At 35.6% G+C, this 22,576-nt stretch carries 19 protein-coding genes; 3 read left to right on the top strand and 16 right to left on the bottom strand.

The genetic code is table 11. The features are described from left to right. The first annotated feature begins 117 nt into the window (after positions 1 to 117). Entirely contained in the window at positions 118 to 297 is a 180-nt protein-coding gene (locus H560_RS0114840; protein WP_027380773.1) for a hypothetical protein, read from the top strand. Here H560_RS0114840 and H560_RS0114835 read toward each other — a convergent pair. Further along, positions 277 to 465 (bottom strand): hypothetical protein, encoded by a 189-nt coding sequence (locus H560_RS0114835; RefSeq protein ID WP_027380772.1) that lies wholly within the window; start codon positions 463 to 465, stop codon positions 277 to 279. The two genes, H560_RS0114840 and H560_RS0114835, sit on opposite strands and share 21 nt — an antisense overlap. 59 nt (positions 466 to 524) lie before the next feature. On the opposite strand from H560_RS0114835, the gene H560_RS21735 reads away from it, so the two are divergent. Next, positions 525 to 860 (top strand): hypothetical protein, encoded by a 336-nt coding sequence (locus tag H560_RS21735; RefSeq protein ID WP_051289349.1) that lies wholly within the window; start codon positions 525 to 527, stop codon positions 858 to 860. A gap of 111 nt (positions 861 to 971) precedes the next feature. Then, the gene (locus H560_RS0114825) at positions 972 to 1,364 is read left to right on the top strand and encodes a hypothetical protein (protein ID WP_027380771.1); all 393 of its coding nucleotides are present in this window, start codon (positions 972 to 974) and stop codon (positions 1,362 to 1,364) included. A 369-nt stretch (positions 1,365 to 1,733) separates the two neighbouring features. Here the strand turns inward: H560_RS0114825 and H560_RS0114820 are convergent, their stop codons facing one another. The 15 genes from H560_RS0114820 to H560_RS0114750 form a co-directional block, all read right to left on the bottom strand. Beyond that, on the bottom strand, positions 1,734 to 2,069 hold the full coding sequence (locus H560_RS0114820) for a gamma-glutamylcyclotransferase family protein (protein WP_027380770.1): 336 nt from the start codon (positions 2,067 to 2,069) through the stop codon (positions 1,734 to 1,736). A 46-nt stretch (positions 2,070 to 2,115) separates the two neighbouring features. Further along, a complete protein-coding gene (locus H560_RS0114815) occupies positions 2,116 to 2,499 on the bottom strand; it encodes a ribonuclease inhibitor (protein WP_228372489.1) in 384 nt (127 codons plus the stop codon). 22 nt (positions 2,500 to 2,521) lie between these two features. After that, entirely contained in the window at positions 2,522 to 3,451 is a 930-nt protein-coding gene (locus tag H560_RS0114810) for a LamG-like jellyroll fold domain-containing protein (RefSeq protein ID WP_027380768.1), read from the bottom strand. A 230-nt stretch (positions 3,452 to 3,681) separates the two neighbouring features. Continuing rightward, positions 3,682 to 7,377 (bottom strand): phosphoribosylformylglycinamidine synthase, encoded by a 3,696-nt coding sequence (locus tag H560_RS0114805; RefSeq protein ID WP_027380767.1) that lies wholly within the window; start codon positions 7,375 to 7,377, stop codon positions 3,682 to 3,684. A 27-nt stretch (positions 7,378 to 7,404) separates the two neighbouring features. Then, entirely contained in the window at positions 7,405 to 8,367 is a 963-nt protein-coding gene (locus tag H560_RS0114800; protein ID WP_027380766.1) for a WG repeat-containing protein, read from the bottom strand. Positions 8,368 to 8,476: 109 nt separating this feature from the next. Next, complete coding sequence (gene purB / locus H560_RS0114795; RefSeq protein WP_027380765.1) at positions 8,477 to 9,904, bottom strand: adenylosuccinate lyase; 1,428 nt, start codon at positions 9,902 to 9,904, stop codon at positions 8,477 to 8,479. Between the two features lie 228 nt (positions 9,905 to 10,132). Next, complete coding sequence (locus H560_RS0114790; protein WP_027380764.1) at positions 10,133 to 10,540, bottom strand: hypothetical protein; 408 nt, start codon at positions 10,538 to 10,540, stop codon at positions 10,133 to 10,135. Between the two features lie 28 nt (positions 10,541 to 10,568). Then, the gene (locus H560_RS0114785; RefSeq protein ID WP_027380763.1) at positions 10,569 to 10,958 is read right to left on the bottom strand and encodes a hypothetical protein; all 390 of its coding nucleotides are present in this window, start codon (positions 10,956 to 10,958) and stop codon (positions 10,569 to 10,571) included. 102 nt (positions 10,959 to 11,060) lie between these two features. Beyond that, positions 11,061 to 13,391, bottom strand: a complete 2,331-nt coding sequence (gene bglX, locus H560_RS0114780) for a beta-glucosidase BglX (protein WP_027380762.1) — start codon at positions 13,389 to 13,391, stop codon at positions 11,061 to 11,063. A 221-nt stretch (positions 13,392 to 13,612) separates the two neighbouring features. Then, complete coding sequence (locus H560_RS0114775; protein WP_027380761.1) at positions 13,613 to 14,320, bottom strand: carboxylesterase family protein; 708 nt, start codon at positions 14,318 to 14,320, stop codon at positions 13,613 to 13,615. Between the two features lie 239 nt (positions 14,321 to 14,559). Next, positions 14,560 to 15,948: a glucoamylase family protein gene (locus H560_RS0114770; RefSeq protein WP_027380760.1), complete on the bottom strand. Its 1,389-nt coding sequence runs from the start codon at positions 15,946 to 15,948 to the stop codon at positions 14,560 to 14,562. Positions 15,949 to 15,960: 12 nt separating this feature from the next. Further along, positions 15,961 to 17,343 (bottom strand): glucoamylase family protein, encoded by a 1,383-nt coding sequence (locus H560_RS0114765; RefSeq protein ID WP_027380759.1) that lies wholly within the window; start codon positions 17,341 to 17,343, stop codon positions 15,961 to 15,963. A 46-nt stretch (positions 17,344 to 17,389) separates the two neighbouring features. Further along, positions 17,390 to 18,136 (bottom strand): LamG domain-containing protein, encoded by a 747-nt coding sequence (locus H560_RS0114760; protein WP_027380758.1) that lies wholly within the window; start codon positions 18,134 to 18,136, stop codon positions 17,390 to 17,392. A 70-nt stretch (positions 18,137 to 18,206) separates the two neighbouring features. Beyond that, on the bottom strand, positions 18,207 to 19,628 hold the full coding sequence (locus H560_RS0114755; protein ID WP_027380757.1) for a RagB/SusD family nutrient uptake outer membrane protein: 1,422 nt from the start codon (positions 19,626 to 19,628) through the stop codon (positions 18,207 to 18,209). Positions 19,629 to 19,644: 16 nt separating this feature from the next. Further along, a complete protein-coding gene (locus H560_RS0114750; RefSeq protein ID WP_027380756.1) occupies positions 19,645 to 22,467 on the bottom strand; it encodes a SusC/RagA family TonB-linked outer membrane protein in 2,823 nt (940 codons plus the stop codon). Positions 22,468 to 22,576 lie beyond the last annotated feature (109 nt).

Here is a 22,576-nt window from a genome sequence, read left to right as displayed (position 1 = left end):
CAACTAGCTGTCAGTAGTAAAATAAAAACTTGGCAACTACATACCACTTTACACAAAATTATTAAGGACTACAAAATTGTAGTCCTTTTTTCATATATTAGTAGAAACTAATTACTTATGGCAAACTTTAAAAAGATTGAAGGTGTATATTATAATATAGATCAAATAGTATCTATATCAGAAGGTAAGATAGAAAGATTAGGATATTCACGGGTAACTATTAAATTTTCAAATGGGGATGTAATAGTAATAAATATGAAAACTGTTGAAGAGCTTTTAGCCGATATCAATAAATGAGTTATTTTTTGCAGAAAATTCAACATTTTTTAATACTTCTGTAACTTCCCAGTAACTAAGTCCATTCATTAATTTTAATACATCTTCAGATATTTTTTGAAGATCAGATAATGTTTTGTATTCCATTTCTTTTTGATTTACAGAAAGATAAGGAAAATAAACACTCATCAATTTCACTAAAATTTTAACAGAATAAATTTGTTTTTGTGTAATTAACTACTTATATTATGTCACATAAAAACAAACACAAAACTATGCTAACTCAAAATTTCAAATCAATCTTAGACCTTGTAAAAGCATTCCCAGACGAGCAATCATGTATTGATCATTTAGAAAAACTGCGTTGGGATGGTAATGTTGTTTCTCCATTCGATGAGAATTCAACAGTGTATAAATGCAAAGGCAATAAATATCGTTGCAGAGCTACAGGTAAATACTTCAATGTTAAAACCAATACTATTTTTGATAACACTAAACTAGGTCTACAGAAATGGTTTATGGCTATTTATATTGTAACCTCGCACAAGAAGGGTATTAGCTCATTACAGCTATGGAGTTGCTAACTTTGTTAGGACACAATTCTTATACTCTTAAAGATAAAGAGTATAAGAATTGTGTCCTAACAAAGTTAGCAACTCCACTTTAGGGGCTGAGTGGACAAAACATTTTTAACTATGAAAACTATTAGGTATTTATTATTTGTACCAGCGTTTTTTATTATTACTGTATTAGCCAGAATTTTAGAAGGATTTATACTTAGGCTTATAAACTTAATTTATCAAATGGAAACTACAATTTGGGCTGACTTTGTTGTGATTATGATGTCTGTAGGATTTGGTATAGAAGTAGCATTGAGAATTTTCCCAAAAGAAAATAAAAAAGTTGGTTTCCTTATATTGACTGCACTATCTCTGTTATCAGTAATATACTACATATCATTAGTTTTTGCTTTTGAAGAGTCTACAAGATTAATGAAAATATCAGCAATAATAGATACTGTAGCTCATTTAATAGCATTTATTTATATGTTCACTAATCTAAAGAAAGATGATTATATACTAGATTAATAAAGCCATTTACCAAAAACATAAAGGACTAGAAAATCTAGTCCTTTTTTAGTACATTTGAAAAGATTTCTTTCCTTGTCCACTGAGTATTTAACAGAAAAGAAGAAAGATGAGAAATTTTAATAAGTGGTATAAAGTTTTAATACTAATTTCAGCTCTTATACCTGCCATTAAAGCAATCATCGAGATTATTACTATGTTTAAGGGGTAACCCCTAATAGTTTAATCTACTTTAATTTAATACTCTGGTAATATCTTGGTGATTAGACCGTAGTTAACGCTATGGTCTTTTTATTCCCATCTTGTTTTGTGTAAAGTGGTATGTAGTTGCCAAAAACTTTTATTTTTTCGTTAATTAGATCGTTAGAATTATCTGTTACCGACATAGATAAATCCTTTTTTCCCGGATTTAAAAGTGGTTTCAATTCTTTTGTAATCATCCACTTCATATTTATCGGCCTGAAGGACTTCCTTATCTGTCACTTCAAATAAAACACCTTCCACTTCATCTTCATTGCTTCCGGAAAATTCTAAAATAGGGTGATATTTTTGGCTGCTTTTTCTCAGCACTTCAGGGTCGGTGATTTCCAACATTTTAAGTTTGTATCCGGCTAGAATATCTTTTTCTCCTTGTAAAATTCTTCCGAAGGTCTCGATCTGAACTTGTTCTTTTTGTAATGTTCCGTAGGAAAATAGGTTGGGCATTGATATATAAAAGTTTTTGAAACATTAAGATTTTATTTAATAAAAATCAATCCAAAATTAGCGTAATATTTTTGTGCGATTGTATAATTTCGATTAAAATTTCAAATAAGGTCTGTCCGCTTCCATCGATCAGTTCATTCAGTTTTTGTTGAATTAATTTAACATTAAAAGGCTTTCCCTGTCTGATTTTATTTTCATAAAATTCTTTGGTCGCATTAAAGCCTAAATCTTCTTTTGACTTTCGGGAATTTTTCCAGGTGATGTCAGTTTTAACTCCATACAAAATATCATCAAAACCATCTAATGTTCCTATTTTCCAATCTGCATCTTGCATAAAAAGCTGTGAAATCTCTTCGTAGAAGCCTTCCAGATTTGAAAAATGACTGCCATTGATGACAGTCATTTTTTTATTTGAATTTTCATTTTTCATAGTGAAAATGTAGTATCAATAATTACTTTTTAATGAACTTTATTTTTTCATTATTTAAATTAATAAAATAAATCCCGCTATTTAAGTCTGAGATCTGAATAATATTATTTTCATTCGCCACATTGCCTGTTTTCATCAACTGTCCTGCAGCATTAAAAATTTTATATGAAGTTTTTTGCTTTAACCCCGAGATTTTTATTTCATTTTCTGCCGGATTGGGCGCTAATGAAAGAGATGACGAATGATTAACATCATTTACAGATAAAGTACTAGAACCTACCCAGTTAGATGTTGTTCCTGTTAATGCAAAATTTAATAAAAATCCATTTCCTGTATTAAGTTCATCGTTAAGCGTAGTAACAGTTGGGTTGTTTCCGTTTGCGATTCCCTGATTGAATTTATAGTAAGAAACCAATCCTGTTTGTGGTAATATTAAAGGATTATTCATGTTCGCCGTTATTTGAGACTCGGTTCTTACCGTATTCCAGATCCTGAATTCATCAATAGTTCCTTTAAATGGTTGGGCTCCGTCCGTTCTGGCTCCGATTGTCATTAAATTCTGAGTTCCCAATGATGTACTGCCCCCCGATCCCGTAGTTTGTAAAACACCATTAATATATAATGATGTAGTATTGCTGCTCACTGACCTTGTGACTGCGATGTGATTCCAGGCATTCAGAGTGAGAGTACTTGTAGTTGCAAAATTATTGGTTCCGCTTATGTAAGCATACAGATTTCCAGATGTACTTATCAAAATACTGACAAAGTTGGAATTGGTTGTCTGCACAAAAAAAAACCGGCTAACAGTAAAAGCCGTTGGTTTTATTCTTGCTTCAATCGTAAAATCCTGACTGGCAAAATTATTAAACATTGTCGGAACACTGAAGGAAACATAGTCATTAGTCCCATCAAAATCCAGAGCATTTCCGGACTGGGCCTTCGCGAAAATCATTGTAAAAAATGAAAATAATAATAGGTAGTAGTTTTTTAGCATGGTTAAAAGTTTATAATTATCAAAATTAGTGAAAAATAGATTTTAAATGAAATATTTTAATTAAAAGGCAACATTAAAGAAAATTCTTTCAGAAATAACCAAAAAAAAAAAAAAAAAAAAAAAAAAAAAAAAAAAAAAATTCGGATATTATTATATCCGAATCTTTTACTATTGAAATGTATTTCGTTTTATTTGAAGTATTCCACTCCGTTTTTAAAGATATTGTGATAATTCGCAGTTGGAATATTTTTCATCAACCCTTCCGCAAAACGTTCCGGATGTCCCATTCTACCGAATATTTTTCCGTCCGGACTCGTGATTCCTTCAATTCCGAACAATGAATTATTTGGATTGAATGGCATTCCGTGAGCGATGTTTCCTTCTAAATCTAAATATTGCGTAGCAATCTGCCCGTTTTCATACAACTTCTGAATTTCTTCTTCCGAAGCCATGAAACGACCTTCACCGTGCGAAATCGGGATCGTGAAAACCTGATCCTTCATTCCTTTTAACCAAGGAGATTCGTCATTCAATACTTTCACGTTCACCATTTGGGAAATGTGTCTTCTGATGGCATTGTGAGCCAAAGTCGGAGAATTTTCATCCAGATCTTTAATTCTTCCGTAAGGTAATAATCCGGATTTAACTAAGGCTTGAAAACCGTTACAGATACCTATGATCATTCCGTCTCTGTCGAGCAATTCGTGCACTGCATTTCTCATCTTTTCGTTTTTCAAAACGTTTACAATGAATTTTGCGGAGCCATCCGGTTCGTCCCCCGCAGAGAAACCTCCTGAGAAAGCCAGAATCTGAGAAGTTTTGATTTCTTCCACCCAGGCATCAATGCTTTCATCCAATAATTGGTGATTGATATTGATTAAAGGTAGGCTGCTTGTAACTGCACCTTCTTTTGCGAAAGCGTTCAACGTATCATACTCACAGTTTGTTCCCGGGAAAACCGGTGCGAATACTTTTGGCTGAGCGATTCCGTGTTTTTTAATGATAATATTTCTTGGATTGATCGAGTTTAATTTCTCATCAATTTCAACCGTAATTTTTTCTTTTTCAATCGTTGGAAAAAGATTTTCAAACGTATTGGTATTTGCTGCTAATAATTTCTCAATTTCAAATTCAGCATCGTTAATTTTGATAACATTTGAATCTTTAACTTCTCCAATTAACTGAATACTTGTAGAACTTAACTCTTCTTTAGATTCAATGATTAAGCTACCGATATTTTTAGTTAATAAAACTTTTTCATCAACAGTAATGTCAGCACCTAATCTGTTTCCGAAGCTCATTTTTGCTAAAGCCACAGCAACTCCACCTTCTTTAACCGTTTTCACAGAAACAATTTTTCCGGCTTTAATATTTTCAAAAATGAATTCAAAAACAGTTTTTAAAGCATCATAATTCGGAAGTCCGTTTTCCTGAGCAATATGATTGAAGAAATACACTTTATTACCTGCATTCTTAAATTCAGGAGAGATAATATTTTTCTTTTCTCCGTTCGCACAAGCGAAAGAAATCAACGTTGGCGGAACATTCAGATCCTGATACGTTCCACTCATTGAATCTTTACCACCAATTGCTGCCAAACCGAAATTAATCTGAGCATCATAAGCTCCCAACAAAGAAGCTAAAGGTTTACCCCATTTTTCAGGATTCTGACCTAATTTCTCAAAATATTCCTGGAAACTGAATCTGATATTTTTATAATCGCCACCCATCGCAACGATCTTCGCAACACTTTCTACAACTGCATAAGAAGCTCCCAACAAAGAATTCTGCTTAGAAATCTCTGCATCGAATCCCCAACTCGCCAAAGAAACTGTTTCAATATTTTTTGCTCCGATAATAGGTAAGGTTTGAACACTTCCTTCCATCAAAGTCTGCTGATATTTTCCACCTAAAGGCATCGCCACCGTAGTCGCACCGATAGACGAATCGAACATTTCCAATAAACCTTTTTGAGAAGCTACATTCTTATCACCTAAAATTTTCAAGAAATTCTCTTCATTAAATGATTGAGTTTCTTCTTTTACTTCATTAAGGTGACTGATTTTAACTTCCTGGCTTTTTGAACAACCGTTCGTATCTAAAAACGCTCTTGAAAGGTCAACAATTTTATCCCCTTTCCAGAACATCTGCATTCTTCCGGAATCTGTCACTTTTGCAACCTCCACAGCTACAATATTTTCAGCTTCACAGAATTTAATGAACTGCTCTTTATCTTTTGGTTCAACCACAACCGCCATTCTTTCCTGAGATTCAGAAATAGCAAGCTCGGTTCCGTTCAAACCTTCATATTTTAAAGGCAAAACATCAAGATTAACTTCCAAAGAATCAGCAATTTCACCGATGGCTACAGAAACACCGCCAGCTCCGAAGTCATTAGATTTTTTAATCAATCTTGTTACTTCAGGGTTTCTGAATAATCTTTGGATTTTACGCTCTTCAACCGCATTTCCTTTCTGAACTTCAGAACTCATTGTGTGGATCGAAGTTTCGTCCTGTTCTTTTGAACTTCCGCTTGCTCCACCAACACCGTCACGACCTGTTGCGCCTCCTAAGATGATGATAGAATCACCAGCTTCTGGCTTTTCACGTCTTACCCAGTCCACCGGAACTGCTCCCGCAACGAAACCAACTTCCATTCTTTTTGCTTTGTAGCCTTCATCATAGATTTCAGAAACCATCGTAGTCGCCAAACCAATTTGGTTACCGTAAGAAGAATATCCATTCGCTGCCTGTTTTGTGATTGTTTTTTGAGGTAATTTACCTGGTAAAGTCTGATCAACCGGTTCTAAAACGTCTGCTGCACCCGTTAATCTCATCGCCTGGAAAACGAATGAACGTCCGGACAAAGGATCTCTGATTGCTCCACCTAAACAAGTTGAAGCACCTCCGAAAGGTTCAATTTCCGTTGGGTGATTGTGAGTTTCGTTTTTGAATAGTAAATACCAAGGTTCTTTTTTACCATCGTATTCAGCTTCGATCTGGATTGTACAGGCGTTGATTTCATCAGAAACCACCAGGTTCTCCAATTGGCCTGTTTTATGAAAATATCTTCCGCAAACGGTCGCCAGATCCATTAAAGAGATTGGTTTCAATTCGCGTCCTAAGAACTTCCTTTTTTCGATATAATCATTGAAAATAGTTTCCAATGTATGTTTAAACTGTCCTTCAAACTCAATATTCGATAATTCTGTTTCGAATGTTGTGTGACGGCAGTGGTCACTCCAGTAGGTGTCTAAAACTTTAAGTTCAGTTTCCGTAGGATTTCTTTGTTCAGATTTAAAATATTCCTGAATGAATTTCAAATCATCTAAACCTAATGCAAAACCATGAGAGTTATAAAATTTCTCTAATTCTTCCGAATTATATGAATTAAAATTTTCGTGAACAATAACTTTTGAAGGGGTTTCTTCCGCAGGAATGTCTAAAATTGACAGATCTTTCTCCTGAGATTCTACTTTATTGATTAACAAATCTTTGATTTTTGCTAAATCAGCTTCGGAAATTCCTTCAAACTCGATTAATTTCCCGCTTCTCACTTTGGACTTCTCATTTTCAGTCAGTAAAGCGATACACTGCTGAGCAGAATCTGCACGCTGGTCGTACTGCCCCGGTAAAAATTCCATTCCGAAATTAATTCCTTTTGCAGGGTTTTCTTCGTGTAAAATATCAGTAACCGGATCTACGAAAGTGCTGTTTACCACTTTTTCGAATTCTCCGTCATTCAATCCAAAAATGTCGTAAACATTGTACACTTTTACATTCTGGACAGACGGAACCACCGCTTTTACTTCATCAAAAATTTTTGGACTTTCCACATCGAAAATTCCTCTTTTTTCTACGAAAATTCTTTTGTTTTGAGACATTAGATGTCAGATATTATTTTATTAGACTTATTTACTTAATTTATTCGGATTATACGGATGTTCTTTCTGAAACTTTTCGGCTTGTTTTATTTGTCTTTTAAGCCATTTTTCAAAAGGAATTTTTTCTTCATCATAGTCGAGTGCAAAAACGTTTTTGCCATCTTCTGAGACCATGAATTTATAATCATAGGTTAATCCTGCTTCCCTCCTGCCGTAGTCATAAGTGTTTACCTGATAGAAAGGAAAATTTTCTTTGGGTCTTTCTACGATTTCAAAGAATAATTTTTTTTCGTTTTCAGATAACTTTGTATAATGATTTACATAATACAGTTCTGAAAGCTTTTTATTTTGTTTTTCGAAAAACTGAAGAATACCCTTCTCTTTTTCGTTGTATTTAAATGGATTCCGGAAATATTTTCCGTCAACTTCAATCGTATTTTGAGATTTTGAAACAGGTTTTATAATTTCTCCTTTTAAATTCATCACTCCCCATGTCCCGCCGACCATTGCTTTGTGCTCATCGTCTGTTTTTTCCCAGTCGCAGCCATCACAAAAAGCGGCATACCCATAGTTGAACGGCGATACAAAATCATGTTGAGCTTCAATAACAGTTTTACCGTTTCTATCTGCAAAGCCAACTTTCCCATTTTTGACAAACCTTCTTACGCCTTCAGAGAAATAATCCGCTCCGTTGTCGTAAAAAAATGGTCTGTACAGGAAATTCCCTTTTCTGTCGTACACATACCCCCACTCATTTTTTCCGGGTTTTTCGTTGTTTTTATCACCATCAAAATAGATGGTTTCCCCTTTTACCAATTCTCCATCTTTCAAATAAGAAAAAACTTTGAACTGTGCAGGAACAATAATTTTCCCATCCTGATTTTTAACTCCGACCAAGGAATCTTTTGATTTAAAATACTTTAGCACTTCCGTTTCCTGCGAAAAAGAAAGAATTGGAATCAATGATATGATGAGAAATATTTTTTTCATTCGGATGAAATTACTACAGTATTCCTTATCTGATGATATTACTTTAAACTTTGTCAAAGATTTGCAACTTTGACAAAGTAAATATGCAGCCGAAAAGACTGCATATCAATTATACTTTAAGATCAGCCTCTAGTCCTATCAAATCTTTGTTGGCATCAATAATCGGCTGAACTTCATTGGCGATGAATTCTTCCGTCTGAATTGGTGCAAAACCAATGAAATTTTTAGGATCAAGAACTTCTTTTAATTTTGATTTATCTAATTTTAAAGAATCGTCGTTTAAAATTCTTTCAATAAGGTCGTTTTCCTTACCTTCTTCTTTTACTTTTTTAGACGCTTCCATGGAATGAACTCTGATCACTTCGTGGATTTCCTGACGGTCGCCACCGGCTTTCACCTCTTCCATGATGATGTACTCTGTCGCCATGAAAGGAAGTTCTTCCATAATATGTTTGTTGATTCTGTTCGGATATACTACAATTCCGTTCATGATGTTGTTCCAGATCAATAGAATCGCATCAACAGCTAAGAAAGCCTGAGGAATTGTTAATCTCTTATTTGCAGAATCGTCCAACGTTCTTTCAAACCATTGCGTAGAAGCAACCATAGCCGAACTCGTCGTTAAAGACATTACATATTTTGCCAATGCTCCGATTCTCTCGCTTCTCATTGGATTACGTTTGTAAGCCATTGCAGATGAACCGATCTGGTTTTTCTCGAATGGTTCTTCAATCTCCTTAAGGTTTTGAAGCAAACGTAAATCGTTTGTGAATTTATGAGCGGATTGTGCAATATTTCCTAATAATGCAACTACTTTCGCATCAATTTTTCTGTCGTAAGTCTGTCCTGAAACTCCGAAAACTTTTTCGAAACCGAATCTCTTTGACAATTCTTTATCTAAATGCTTTACTTTAGAATAATCACCGTTGAAAAGCTCAAGGAAGCTCGCAGCAGTTCCTGTCGTTCCTTTTACCCCTCTGAAACGTAAAGTTTCTAAGAAGAAATCAAGCTCTTCAATATCAAGCACCAAACTTTGTAACCAAAGTGTTGCTCTTTTTCCAACTGTCGTTAACTGAGCAGGCTGGAAATGAGTGAAACCTAAAGTCGGTAAATCTTTATACTGAATAGCAAAATCTGCTAAATTTTTGATAACGTTAACCAGCTTTTTCTTTAAAATTAAAAGCCCGTCACGGATTTGAATTAAATCTGTATTATCTCCTACAAACGCTGAAGTAGCTCCCAAATGAATAATTCCTTTTGCTGAAGGTGCCACATCGCCATACGTATGAACATGAGCCATTACATCATGACGGAATTTTTTTTCGTATTCTGCCGCTTTTTCATAATCGATGTTTTCTGCATTGGCTTTCAATTCAGCGATCTGCTCGTCTGTGATTTCAAGTCCAAGGTCTTTTTCGATTTCAGCAAGGGCGATCCAAAGCTTTCTCCAGTTCTGGAATTTATTGTTGTGAGAAAAGTTAAACAACATCTCTTCGCTTGAATAGCGTTCTTCCAATGGATTTTTGTAGGAATTCATTCTTTTCTTTTACTTTTTAGATGTACAAAATTACGCTTTTTAAATGAGAGAGAAAAATCCTGTTTTGCGGATTTTTTTTCAATGCTGGTTTCTATTTCTAATACAATGCTTAGACCCTTTCAGGGTGACAAACTTTGTGGCTTTAAATACTCGAGAATGATAAGTATTTTTATATAAATAAAAAAGCCACTCTTTCGAATGGCTTCTGAAAATATTTATTAACTGATTTTACTGGAAAATTACTGTATTTCCTTTTTTAATTTGATAACTTTTTTTGTAAGGGGTTAAAACATAAGTATCTTTTATATGTTTCCCACTTTTCCAGACTTTACTTTTTCCCTGTCTTTCCAGGATTATGCTTTTTGCATTTCCGTCTGGTATAAAAATTTCAGCTCTTTTCATATTTTTACTGAAAATTACCGCTGTCCCGGAAGTATAGCTTTTATCTGAACTAACTTCTTCCAGCTGTATTTTCTGTTCAAATAACCTCACACAAGTATTTTTCAGCTGTGAGTATGTGTATCCTGCCGAACCCCTGCATCCATGGACGTCTTTGTCGCCTCCCGGAAGACCTCTTTCCTGTGCAAAAGTATAGGATCCCAAGATCATTGCACCGAATAAAATAGCTTTTTTCATTTCATTTAGGTTTAGAATAACCGTTTTATTACTTGAAAATAACTTCTTTACCTTTTCTTAACTCGTATCCTTTTTTAAGAGTTAAAAGAGAGTAACTTCCGTTTTTCCATGTATTTGTTTTCGCCTGTTTTGTCAGGATAAGACTTTTTTTCATGTCCGGAAGAAAAACTTCTGCCTTTTTCATGTCTTTGCTGAAAATTACGGCAGTCATAGATTTAGAACCATTTTTTGGCTTTACTTCATCCAGCTGTATTTTTTCTTCAAAAAGTCTTACGCAGTCATTTTTAATCTGAGAGTATGTATATCCTGCTGATCCCTTGCATCCGTGAGCATCGCTATCTCCTCCTAGTATAGGTGTTTTTTGAGCAAAAGCCAAAGAACCGAAAATCATTGCACCGAATAAAATTGTTTTTTTCATTTGTTTTAATTTAAAGCTATGTCAATATTAATAAAAAGTATGCCAAAGTAGGGATGCAACTTTACTATCATAAAAAAACCACTCTTTCGAGTGGCTTGGTAATTATTTAGTCCAGTTGATTTTTGAATGTTTTACATCCTCGGAATTAGTTCCGATCATGATGTCAAATTCTCCCGGCTCCCAATCGTATTTCAAGTCTCCGTTGTAGAATTTAAGATTTTCCGGAGTAATATCGAAGGTAATTTTTTTAGATTCTCCTTTTTTCAGCATTACCTTTTGGAATCCTTTCAATTCTTTTACAGGTCTGGTGATGCTTCCCACCATATCCCTGATGTACAATTGAACAACCTCAGCACCGTCATAGTTTCCGGCGTTTGTAACTGTTACAGATGCCTGAACCGTCTGATTTCCTTTTGGATTAGCATTTGAAACGGTAATATCTGAATAATTAAATTTCGTATAGCTTAATCCATACCCAAACGGATAAAGCGGAGTATTACACTCATCCATATAGTTTGAACGGAATCTCTGGTATTCACATTTATCAACTAATTTCTGGTCTAAAGGACGACCCGTATTTTTAGCATTATAATAAATAGGAACTTGCCCTAAACTTCTTGGGAACGTCATCGGCAGCTTTCCTGAAGGATTCACTTTTCCGAAAAGAACGTCAGCAATAGCATTTCCTGCCTCCGAACCAGCAAACCATGCATTTAAGATAGCATCAGGAGTATCTTTTACATTCGTTAAAGCTAACGGACGGCCTGTGAAAAGCACCATTGCAATTGGTTTTCCTGTCTTTTTCAATTCATTTAATAAATCTACCTGAGACTGAGGAATCGTAATTTCTGTTCTTGAAGAAGATTCACCGCTCATTTCCGCAGATTCTCCGATAGCTAAAACGATAACGTCTGCTTTATTGGCTACATCTACCGCTTCTTTTAACAATGCTTCTTTTGAACGGTTATCTCTGTCGGTTTTTTTGCCGTGAGCTGCGTAAATATCTTCTAATTTTGCATCATAGTCTATGTTTGCACCTTTAGCAGAAATGAATTTTACATCTTTTCCATAATTGGCCTGAAGTCCCTGCATTAAGTTCACGGCTTTGTCATGCTGTGCTGCTACACTCCACGTTCCTGCCATGTTTAATGAGTTATTCACCAATGGCCCGATCACAGCAACAGTTCCTGATTTTTTCAAAGGCAGAACCTGATTTTCGTTTTTCATTAAAACCATCGACTGAGCTGCTGCGTTTCTGGCAATATTTCGGTTTTCCATATTGTAAACTTCTTTTGCTGCCAGTTTTGCATCACCATATTTGTAAGGATCTGTAAATAATCCCAGGTCATATTTTGCTTCAAGGATTCTTCTCGCCGCCATATCAATTTCGGCCTGAGTTACTTTTCCTTCAGATAAAGATTTTTTTAAAGTAGTCAAAAAACCTTCACCCACCATATCCATATCTATTCCGGCCTTTAAAGCTAAAGCTGAAACCTGTTGCAGATCACCCATTCCGTGGTCTACCATTTCATTGATCCCTGTGTAATCCGTAACTACGAAACCTTTGAAGTTCCATTTGTTCCTTAACACTTCTGTCTGAAGCCATCTGTTTCCGGTTGCAGGAACCCCATCTACTTCATTGAATGAAGCCATCACAGAAGCTACACCTGCATCTACAGCTGCTTTGTAAGGTGGAAAATATTCATTGAACATTCTTACGTGGCTCATATCCACTGTATTATAGTCTCTTCCTGCCTCACCTGCTCCATATAGCGCAAAATGCTTTACACAGGCCAAAATAGTATTGCTTTGAGACAAATCTTTCCCCTGATAACCATACACCATATTTTTGGAAATTTCGCTTCCTAAATACGGATCTTCACCGGAACCTTCAGAAACCCTTCCCCATCTTGGTTCTCTGGAGATATCTACCATTGGAGAGAAGGTCCAGTTGATCCCGTCAGAAGATGCTTCTTTTGCCGCAACTCTTGCCGACTGCTGCACCAGATTCATATCCCATGAAGCAGCTAATCCTAACGGAATCGGGAAGGTGGTTTCATAACCGTGGATCACATCCATTCCGAAAATCAAAGGGATTTTTAAACGGCTGTTTTCAACGGCAACCTTCTGTACGGCTCTGATTTCATCAGCTCCTTTTATATTGAATAGTCCGCCCACCAAACCTTGTTCGATTTTTTTTCCGATATCTGAGCTCTTAGCCAGACCTGTCGTAAAATCTCCTGAACTTGGTAAATTCAGCTGGCCAATTTTTTCATCTAAAGTCATTTTCGACAAAAGATTGTCTACAAAAGCTTTCTTTTTAGCCTGATACTGAGCCGTCTGATAAGACTGAACGGGCTTTGTTACCATTTCCTGAGCCGAAAACACAGGTGCCAATGCTAATGTGGCGATTACAATTAACTTTTTACTCATAACTTCTTCATTTTTTTAAGGAATTCGTGAATCTTCGATTTCATAAATCTATCTTCTAATAAATTATAGTTCTTTTTTTTGATCTTAATAATGATAAGCTCTTAACGCAAAGTTCGCAAAGGTTTTTATTTAAAATTGTCCTGCATATTTTTCGTTCGCAAGGGCGTTTTTACTCAGCAAATGATAGCAACGTAAATTTACTTATTATTAATTTTAATAAATTATTTCTCTTTTCTTTTTGACAACATCCATTCATATAAAGCGGGATTTGAATAGGTAGAATCCCATGAATTGTGGTTGTCATTTGGAAAGATGGTTAATTCTGCGGATGGATTAATTGGGTGTAGTTTTTGGTAAAAATTAAATGCATTTTCTGGTAAAACCACATCATCCATTCCGCCATGAAAAATTTTCATGTTCAAATCTTTGTACTGATTAATGTTCGCTTCCATTACACGATCCGTCGGTGCACAAACTGAAACCACGGCAGCAAACATTTCGGGGTGCTCCATTGCCAGCTTCAGCGTTCCCCAGCCTCCCATTGAAAGTCCCGTAAGGTAAATCCTGGAAGCATCAATCTTATATTTTTTCTGAATTTCTTTAATCAAATGATAAACTGTCACCGTATCCCACCACATATTTTCCGGACATTGAGGCGCTAAAATAGCTACAGGTTCCTTAATCAGGCTTTTGTACGTGAAAGGACTGTGCGCTTTTACCATTTCAAGATTATTTCCTCTTTCACCCGAACCATGAAGAAACACGATCAACGGGACATTTCCTTTTACTTTTTGAGGGTAATCGATAATGTAGGAAATTTTTTCCTGCCTTTTTATTTCCTTGTTTAATTCTGCTTTTATTTCCTGAGCATTTAGGCTGAGAGAAAATGGCAGAAACAAAAGTGGTAAGTGATTTAGTTTTAATTTCATTTTTAATATTAGGTTTTGGCTAAAGCCGTTTGATTTTGGTTGATTCAAACGGGCTAAAGCCCGTTCCTATTGAATAATTCGTTTTTTTATCCTTGTCAAGGTTTGAAACCTTGACAAGGATTTATTATCGGATTTTAGCCCCGATTGCAACGACATCCTTTTTCTGAAATGGCTTGTAAAAAAGCATTGGCGAAAAAGATATAGTGGAAAGCGGGAAATAGCTCCTAAAAAAATTATCTCTATTTAATATTATATTTTTCAGATTTGAAACTTAATTTTTTTAATCCTTGCTGGATTTCAGGGGCGTTCATGAATAATTTCCATAAAAATCCTGTTCTGTAGTTTTCAATCATAGGGGCAATGGTTCCCTGATCAATTGCTAAATATCTTGGCGTTGTCCAGTTATTGTAATGAATGGAATTTGCATCGTAAGGTCCCGCAGAGCCGATAAATTCTGGCTTTTGAGTGTATATAAACCTTAAAAAATCCATAGATTCTTTTGGTGAATAAGGAAAACTGCTTAATGCTGCGGTTGGAGTAATTACGCCGTGGTCATTTTGCGGAAAATGAGCGTTGTAGCCTGTGCCACCGTCATCATTTCTGGTGTAGCTTGCCGTTAACCCCCAATAATTTGGCCCGTAACCTTTCCATTGTTTTGGATTTTCGAGACAGTATTTGTAATCGATAAGGACCTGGTTTTTATTTAAATCGAAATAATTTTTGATCAATTTATCTGATAAATTTGTGGGATCCAAACCAATATATGAATAATGAGCCCAGAAAAGCGGCCCGCCGTATTCTTCTGCTCCATTATGCTTTACATAAATAGGAAGCCCATATTTTTCCTTGTCTGAAAGATAGGTTCCGTTTCTTGTCCAGCCTTTGTAATAGGTTTCTGCATCGATAGGATAAGTGGGGGATGATGCTGCCAAAATATAGGTAATAAGGCATTCGTTGTAGCCTTCCAGAGGGAAGTTCATTTCCCACTGATAGTCCGGAGACCAGTGCCAGTAAAGCACTTTTTCACCACCTTTGGTGTACCAGTTCCATTGAATTCCTTTCCAAAGCTCGTCGCATTTTTTTGCAAGGGCCTTTTCTTCTGCATTTCCGTTTTTAAAGTATTCGCGAACCATTAAAATTCCTGAGGTTAAAAACGCTGTTTCCACCAAATCTCCACCATTATCCTTTTTCCCGAAAGGAACTGTTTTTCCTGTTTCCCCATTGATCCAGTGTGACCACGCTCCTTTATGACGATCTGCTTTTGCAAGAAAATCCATCATGGTAGTCAATCTTTTTACGGCTTCTTTTCTAGGAACAAAACCTCTTTCTACTCCCACCAAAATAGTAGCAAGCCCAAATCCTGAACCTCCGGTTGTAATAACGTGCTTGTCGTTATCCGGATAAATGTTGTCTTCATGATAACGCTCTCTTCCCAACATGGAATTCGGTTCTGCATAGTCCCAAAAATAAGTAAGGGCATCTTTCTGGACTCTGTCCATAAGCTGTTCATCTGTAATGTCACTTTTTACAGCCTCAGCCTTAGAATCTGAGGGTTTGGACGTTTGAGAATTTTTACAGGAGATTGCAAGTAATGACACAACAGCAATTGATAATACAATCCTTTTCATAATACATAAGTTTTAAAATCCATATTGTGCAGAGTGAAAGCCTAATTTTATTAGACCTTGCTTTATTTCCGGAGCATTCATAAATAACTGCCATAAAAACTGGCTTTTATAATTTTCAACCATAGGTGCAATTGTACCCTGATCAATTGCCAAATATCGTGGAATTGTCCAATTATAATGTATTGAATAAGCATCGTAAGGTCCTGCAACCCCTATATATTTACTGTAGTTTTCGTTGTATAAAAATCTAAGCATATTCATACTTTCTAAAGGAGTATAGGGCATACTTGATAATGCTGCTGTTGGTGAAATGGTTCCTAAATCATTATTTGGCTGATGTGCGGAATATCCCATAGAACCATCTGTATTTCTAGAATAGCTTGCTGTAAGTCCCCAGCTTTTAGTATTATACCCTTGCCAGCCGTAAGGATTTGCAATGCAATATTGATATATGATTCTTGCATGATTTTTAGTTACATCTTCATAATTAACATATTCATCCGTCAATCCTCTTGGATCCAGTCCCAAAAATGAATAATGAGACCAGAAGAGAGGGCCAACACTTCCATTAGCTCCATTATGATTTACAATAACAGGGATACCGTATGACGTGGCCAAACTTTTTATAGTTCCGTTTCTTAACCACCCTTGTTGATAAACACTTTTATTAATTGAATATTCAGGTGATGCAGCAGCAAGTATATAGGTTATTAAGGTTTCATCGTAACCTTTGAGCTGCATATTGATTTGAAAATTATAATCAGGAGACCAATGCCAGTATAAAGCATTTTGGCCGTTGGTATACCAATTCCATTCAACACCTTTCCATAGTGCATCCGCTTTTTGAGAGAGTGCTAATTCTGCAGAATTTGTAGAGTTTTTAAAATATTCCCTTACACAAATAAGACCTTGCACCAAAAATGCAGTTTCAACTAAATCGCCACCATTATCTACAGTACTGAAGGGTATGACATCCCCATTTGCACCATTGATCCAATGTGGCCATGCACCATGAAAACGATCTGCATATTGTAAAAAATTAAGCGATGTTGTAAGTTTTGAAACAGCTTCAGATTTTGAAATATATCCGTTCTTAATTCCAACCAAAATTGTCATTAGGCCAAAACCCGATCCTCCTGTTGTAATTATATGTGCATCTTGTGAGGGATTATCTTCATGATATCTTTCTCTTGCCAATTTAGAATTTGATTCAGCATAATCCCAGAAATACTTTAAAGCATCCTTCTGAACCGTTTCTAGTAGCTGAGCATCGCTGTAATTATTTGAAGTATCTGCTCCTTCCTTAACAGGTAGAGTTTCCATCATGGAATCATTGGAGGAGCATGAATGCATAAAAAATCCAACTAATAGAATCCCTGTTATAACTCTTTTCATTCTATCTTTATTTATAATAAAGGGAAGACTTCATCTTCCCTTACATCTATTTTTTATTTGTATATAGATCATTTATCTCACTTGACGATAGAGCAGTTACATACATCCTGAATTGATCTATACTTCCTGACCATGATTTCATCCATCCCTCACTTGGATTTCCTGAACCACCTATTCTAAATCCGTTAATTTTTGTTGTATTAAATTTAATTGGTCCGTGGCCTGCCCAGTCTTTAGTAGATTTAGCTACCCCGTCAACATATAACGTCATTCCTGATGTTGTAGCATCGTAAACAAATGCAAGATGATGCCACTGATTATCATATATCATATTTAGGCTTGAATCATTAACCCATTCAAACCATTTATCACCAGGCTGCTCATCCACATAAAATTTTACAATTGGGGCAGCTGCAGTTCCTTCAAAGAGCCCGAACATGCTGGCTTTTGCCCAATTATCACTTGTCAAGCTAAATGCAAACTCCGTATTATTAGAATCTCCTATTTTTTCCCAGAAAGCAACTGTAAAACTTCCTGCTTTAGCAGCAAAGTCATTTGCATTTAAATACTTTAAAAAGACTTCCGATCCGCCAGCCTTATATGCTTTTCCTGAGATTCCATCCACTTGCGTAATTGAATTATCAGGAGCGAAGCTTGGATAACCAGATAAATCTTCTGCGAATTTATACCTTATCTCAGGATTATCTTTGTCAAAAGGAACAAAAAAACGTAAATTACCTGCGGGTAAATTTGCTTCGTCTTTGGGATATTCATTCAATTCGGGTCTATCCATATCTTGGCAGTGTGTTAATAATGAAATTAAACAAACTGCGCTCATTAATTTTATTATATTTTTCATACAATTAATAATTAGGATTTTGTACTAAAACACCACCAGCCTGATCAATAGCAGTCTGTGGAATTGGATAATATTTATTTTTGTCCTGATAGCCTAACGGCCCTAAAACAGAAACAGCATCTCCCCATCTTACAAGATCATAAAACCTTTCATTTTCCATACCGAATTCTACTCTTCTTTCTTGTTTTATAGCCGATAAAGTAGCTGTTATATTTCCCAGGCCTGCTCTTGTTCTTATCATATTTAGATATGTAGTGGCTTTACCGGTATTACCTGTTTGTAAAGCAGCTTCTGCTGCAATTAATATAACATCTGCATATCGTAGTACTTTTATATTCGTCCAGTGATTTTTGTTTTCTCCTTCGAGGGCTCTTCTGCTTGGAAGTGAATATGCTTTCTTATTCCAATATTTTTGAGGTAACCCTGTTGGTACTATATTATTAAATCCGTCATTTGTACCTTCTTCCAAAATAGTAGCAGCTTTTCTCCTATCACCAGGCTCGTAAGCATTTACTAAATTTTGTGTAGGTACATTAAAGCCCCAGCCTAAATCCCAGACTCCTGATCCTCTTACTCCTTGAGACTCCCAGTAGTTATTACTGTAATTGACACCGCCCAGCCTTGCAAATTGAATTTCCCATACCGATTCTGTGCCATTATCTGCTTCATCATAGAAAAGTTTATCATAATTGGGATTTAATGAATATACTCCGGAATTAATAACTTCTTCAGCCCATTGAAGTGCTTCTGCCCAATTTCCCTGATATAAAGCTAGTTTTGCCAGATAGGATTTTGCCATTCCACTTGTAGCTCTTCCTTCTTGGCCAGGCCAACTTGTGGGAAGTTTTTCTGCAGCAGCCATTAAATCTGCTTTAATTTGTGCATCTACTTCAGCAATTGTAGATTTTGCCTTAATTACATCTTGTGGTTTTTCAATTGCATTTGTAACTAATGGTATTTCACCATAATCTCTTCTGAGCTCAAAGAATAAGAATCCCCTTACTGCCTGGGCTTCTGCCCTGTTTATTAAGCTTCCGTTATCCGTTAAACCTTCGGATTTTTTAATAATTGCGTTGCAATCATAAATAACGTTATAATGACCGGACCAGTTATCATTTGCTTCTACTTTTACTTTGGAGTACTGATAATTATCCATTATAGTTCCCATTTCAGAGGCATCATTCGGGGTACTTCCTTTGGTAGCATCATCTGACCGTATGCTTTGGAACCAATATTTTGTCCAATTTGAAACTCCGGCTTGTGTTCTTAATTTTGAATATACACCATACACTTCTGCCTGAAGTCCTCCTTCAATAAGATCACCTTCTGTAGCCTGTCCTAAAGGCTTTCTATCTAAAAAGTCATCACCACATGATACTAATCCTAAAAGTGCTAATGACAATATTACTGTATTTATTTTTTTCATTTAATCAAGATTTAATTTAGAATGTTATATTAACTCCCATAGTTGTAACGATTGGAAGTGGATAACCGCCTCCATCTACTCCAAACTCTACCGGGCTTCCCCCTGCTTCAGGTGTAAACCCTGAATTATGGCCCCAGGTAAATAGGTTTTGAGCATTTATAAAGAATTTTAATGATCTTATTTTAAAGTTATCTAAAACCCCTTTACTAAAACTATAACCTAACTGGATATTTCTAAGTCTCAAGTAGCTTCCATCTTCAATCATGTAAGTGGAGTTTAATCTATTATATCCATTTGCATCATTAAGTTGTGGCTCCCAGTTTGAAGTTCCGGGGCCATTCCAGCGATCTAACCTTGCAGATCTGTAATTGAATTGAGCAAAGGTGCTTCCATTCCCCCAGTTTCTCCATACTTCATTCCCATAAACACCTTGAAAATCTGCACTAAAGCTAAAATTTTTATATTCAAAGTTAAGATAAAATGCATAGGTAAAGTCAGGTGTTGGATTTCCAATTATTGTTCTGTCTTGCTCATTAATCTTGCCATCACCGTTCATATCTTTAAATTTCAAATCTCCCGGACCATAGGTTCCTAAAGTGCTGGTTGGTGATAATAAAACATCAGCATTTGTTTGATATACCCCCTCAACAACATAGCCGTAAAAAGATCCTATTGGTGCGCCAGCCCGTGTAATAGACGGTCCGGAAAACAGTTCATAACCATCTTGATAAACAGATAAAACCTTATTTTTTATTGTTGTAAGATTTCCTCCTATTGAGTAACGTATATTTTCACCAATTTTATCATTCCAGTCTAATTTGAATTCAAAACCTTTATTCTCAATTTCACCAGCATTATCAAAGAAATCCTGTGTATCAGTTTCTACATAAACCAATAGATCTTTTGTTCTTTTGGTATAGTAATTTCCTTCAAAGCTTAACCTTCTATTCAAAGTCGACAATTCTAATCCTCCTTCGTAGGTATATACTTCTTCCCATTTCAGATTAGGATTTGCAACGTAAGCTAAAGTAGATGCAGGGTAAAAAATCTTAGGCACTCCTAAAATAGTGCCACTTCCCGCTACATAACCCGGATAATTGGGATATCGTACAGGCGCATATTCATTTCCTAATTTACCGGCAGATCCTTTAACTTTCAAATAATTAAAAATTTTCTGGTTGTCCATGAAATTTTCCTTAGAAATTTCCCAAGCACCACCAATAGCCCAGAAATTCTGATATTGATTTGGGTTGTCACTACTGAATGCGGAAGATCCATCTCTACGGAATGAAGCGTTTAACATATACTTCCCTGCGTAATTGTATAATACTCTTCCAAAATAAGAAACATTGGCCTTATCCCATGGATAAGTGACCGTTCTCTGCAATGTAGCAGGATCTGCAAAAGAATTGTTTACATACCAGAATCTTCTATCCCAAGGAATTGCCTGGCCTTTTGCTGATTGATTTACCCGTACTTCAAGCTCATTATTTCTTTCATCAATTGTTTCGAATCCTACCATTGCGGTTACATTATGACTTCCGAATTTATTATCATATGTAAGTAAATGATTCTGCTGAAGTCTTCTATAATCTGTATTTGATTCTCTTACGCTGGTAAGGTTTATACCTGAAAGTCTTGTTATCTGGCCAGTTTCCGGAACATAAACATCAAATACCGGGTAGTACTGTCTTTGTTTATTAAATTCAAAATTACCTAAAAATGTAGATCTGAACGTAAAGTTCTTTAAAAATCTTATTTCTCCATATACACTACCGATTAAATTATGTCTTTGGGAAATTAAAGTATTAGCCTTTCCTTGCGTTTCAACTAACAAATTCCCCAATTGGGCCGCACCCATTTCGTTAGGCAGCTGATTATAAATTCCAAGCTGCTCATTGTAAGGAGAAGCAATGGGTGCTGTGTTAATTGCTGCTGTATAAGATAAAGTTCTGGGAAGATTATATTGTAAGGCACTTAAGTTAACTCCTACTTTAATATTATCATTAATCTTAAATTCATCATTAATATTTAATGTAATTTTTCTTTGCTTTTCACTTTCTATTATACCTTCTTCATATAGATACCCTAATCCTAAATAAAATTTATTTTTTTCTGATCCTACATTAAAGCTGATATTATTGTTAGAAATCGGAGCGCCATTATTAGTAATAAGGTCTATCCAGTCTGTATTAGCATTAAATACATTATAATATTGATATGGCGCTATCCCCTGATTTTGTCTTTGCTCATCAAACAATGTTCTGAATTCTTGTCCATTCGTAAGTTCTGGCTTATTTCCTAAAAACTTTACCCCGTAAGAAGAATTAAAGTTGACCGTTGTTCCTGTTTTTCCTTTTTTTGTTGTAACTATGATAACTCCATTTGCACCCTTGTTACCGAATATAGCTAATGAAGAAGCATCTTTTAGTACTTCCATTGATTCGATATCATTTGGGTTCACAAAGTCCAGATTATCTGCAAATATTCCGTCTACAACATAAAGCGGCTTAGCATTATACCTACTAACTGTTCCCCTAATTCTCACATCGGGAGTACCTCCCAATTGACCCTGATTCACAACTGACAATCCCGCTACTTTTCCTTGCAGAGAAGCTACAGGGTTAGCATTTGGCTTATCCGCCACTTCTGAACCAGAAACTCTGGAAATAGAACCTGTTAAATCTCTTTTTTTAGCAGTACCATATCCAATCATTACTACTTCCTCAATCTTCTGTTCTTTCTGAACAGTATCTTGCGGAGTAGTCTGCGCATTGACATTCATACCGAAGTAGAGAACAGCAATGAGACATGAATACTTTAAATCACTTTGTTTCATATAGTTTAATTTTATTCGTACAATCAAATTTTTTATAAAAGATCCAATAAATCCTTTGGTAATCTGCATTTATGAAAATCCTTATTCTCAAAAAAAGACATTAGACCAA

Source organism: Chryseobacterium daeguense DSM 19388, from assembly GCF_000430825.1.
Classification (GTDB): domain Bacteria; phylum Bacteroidota; class Bacteroidia; order Flavobacteriales; family Weeksellaceae; genus Chryseobacterium; species Chryseobacterium daeguense.
The sequence above is the reverse complement of the archived record's forward strand: the minus strand, read 5'-3'. Positions and strand labels throughout refer to the sequence as shown.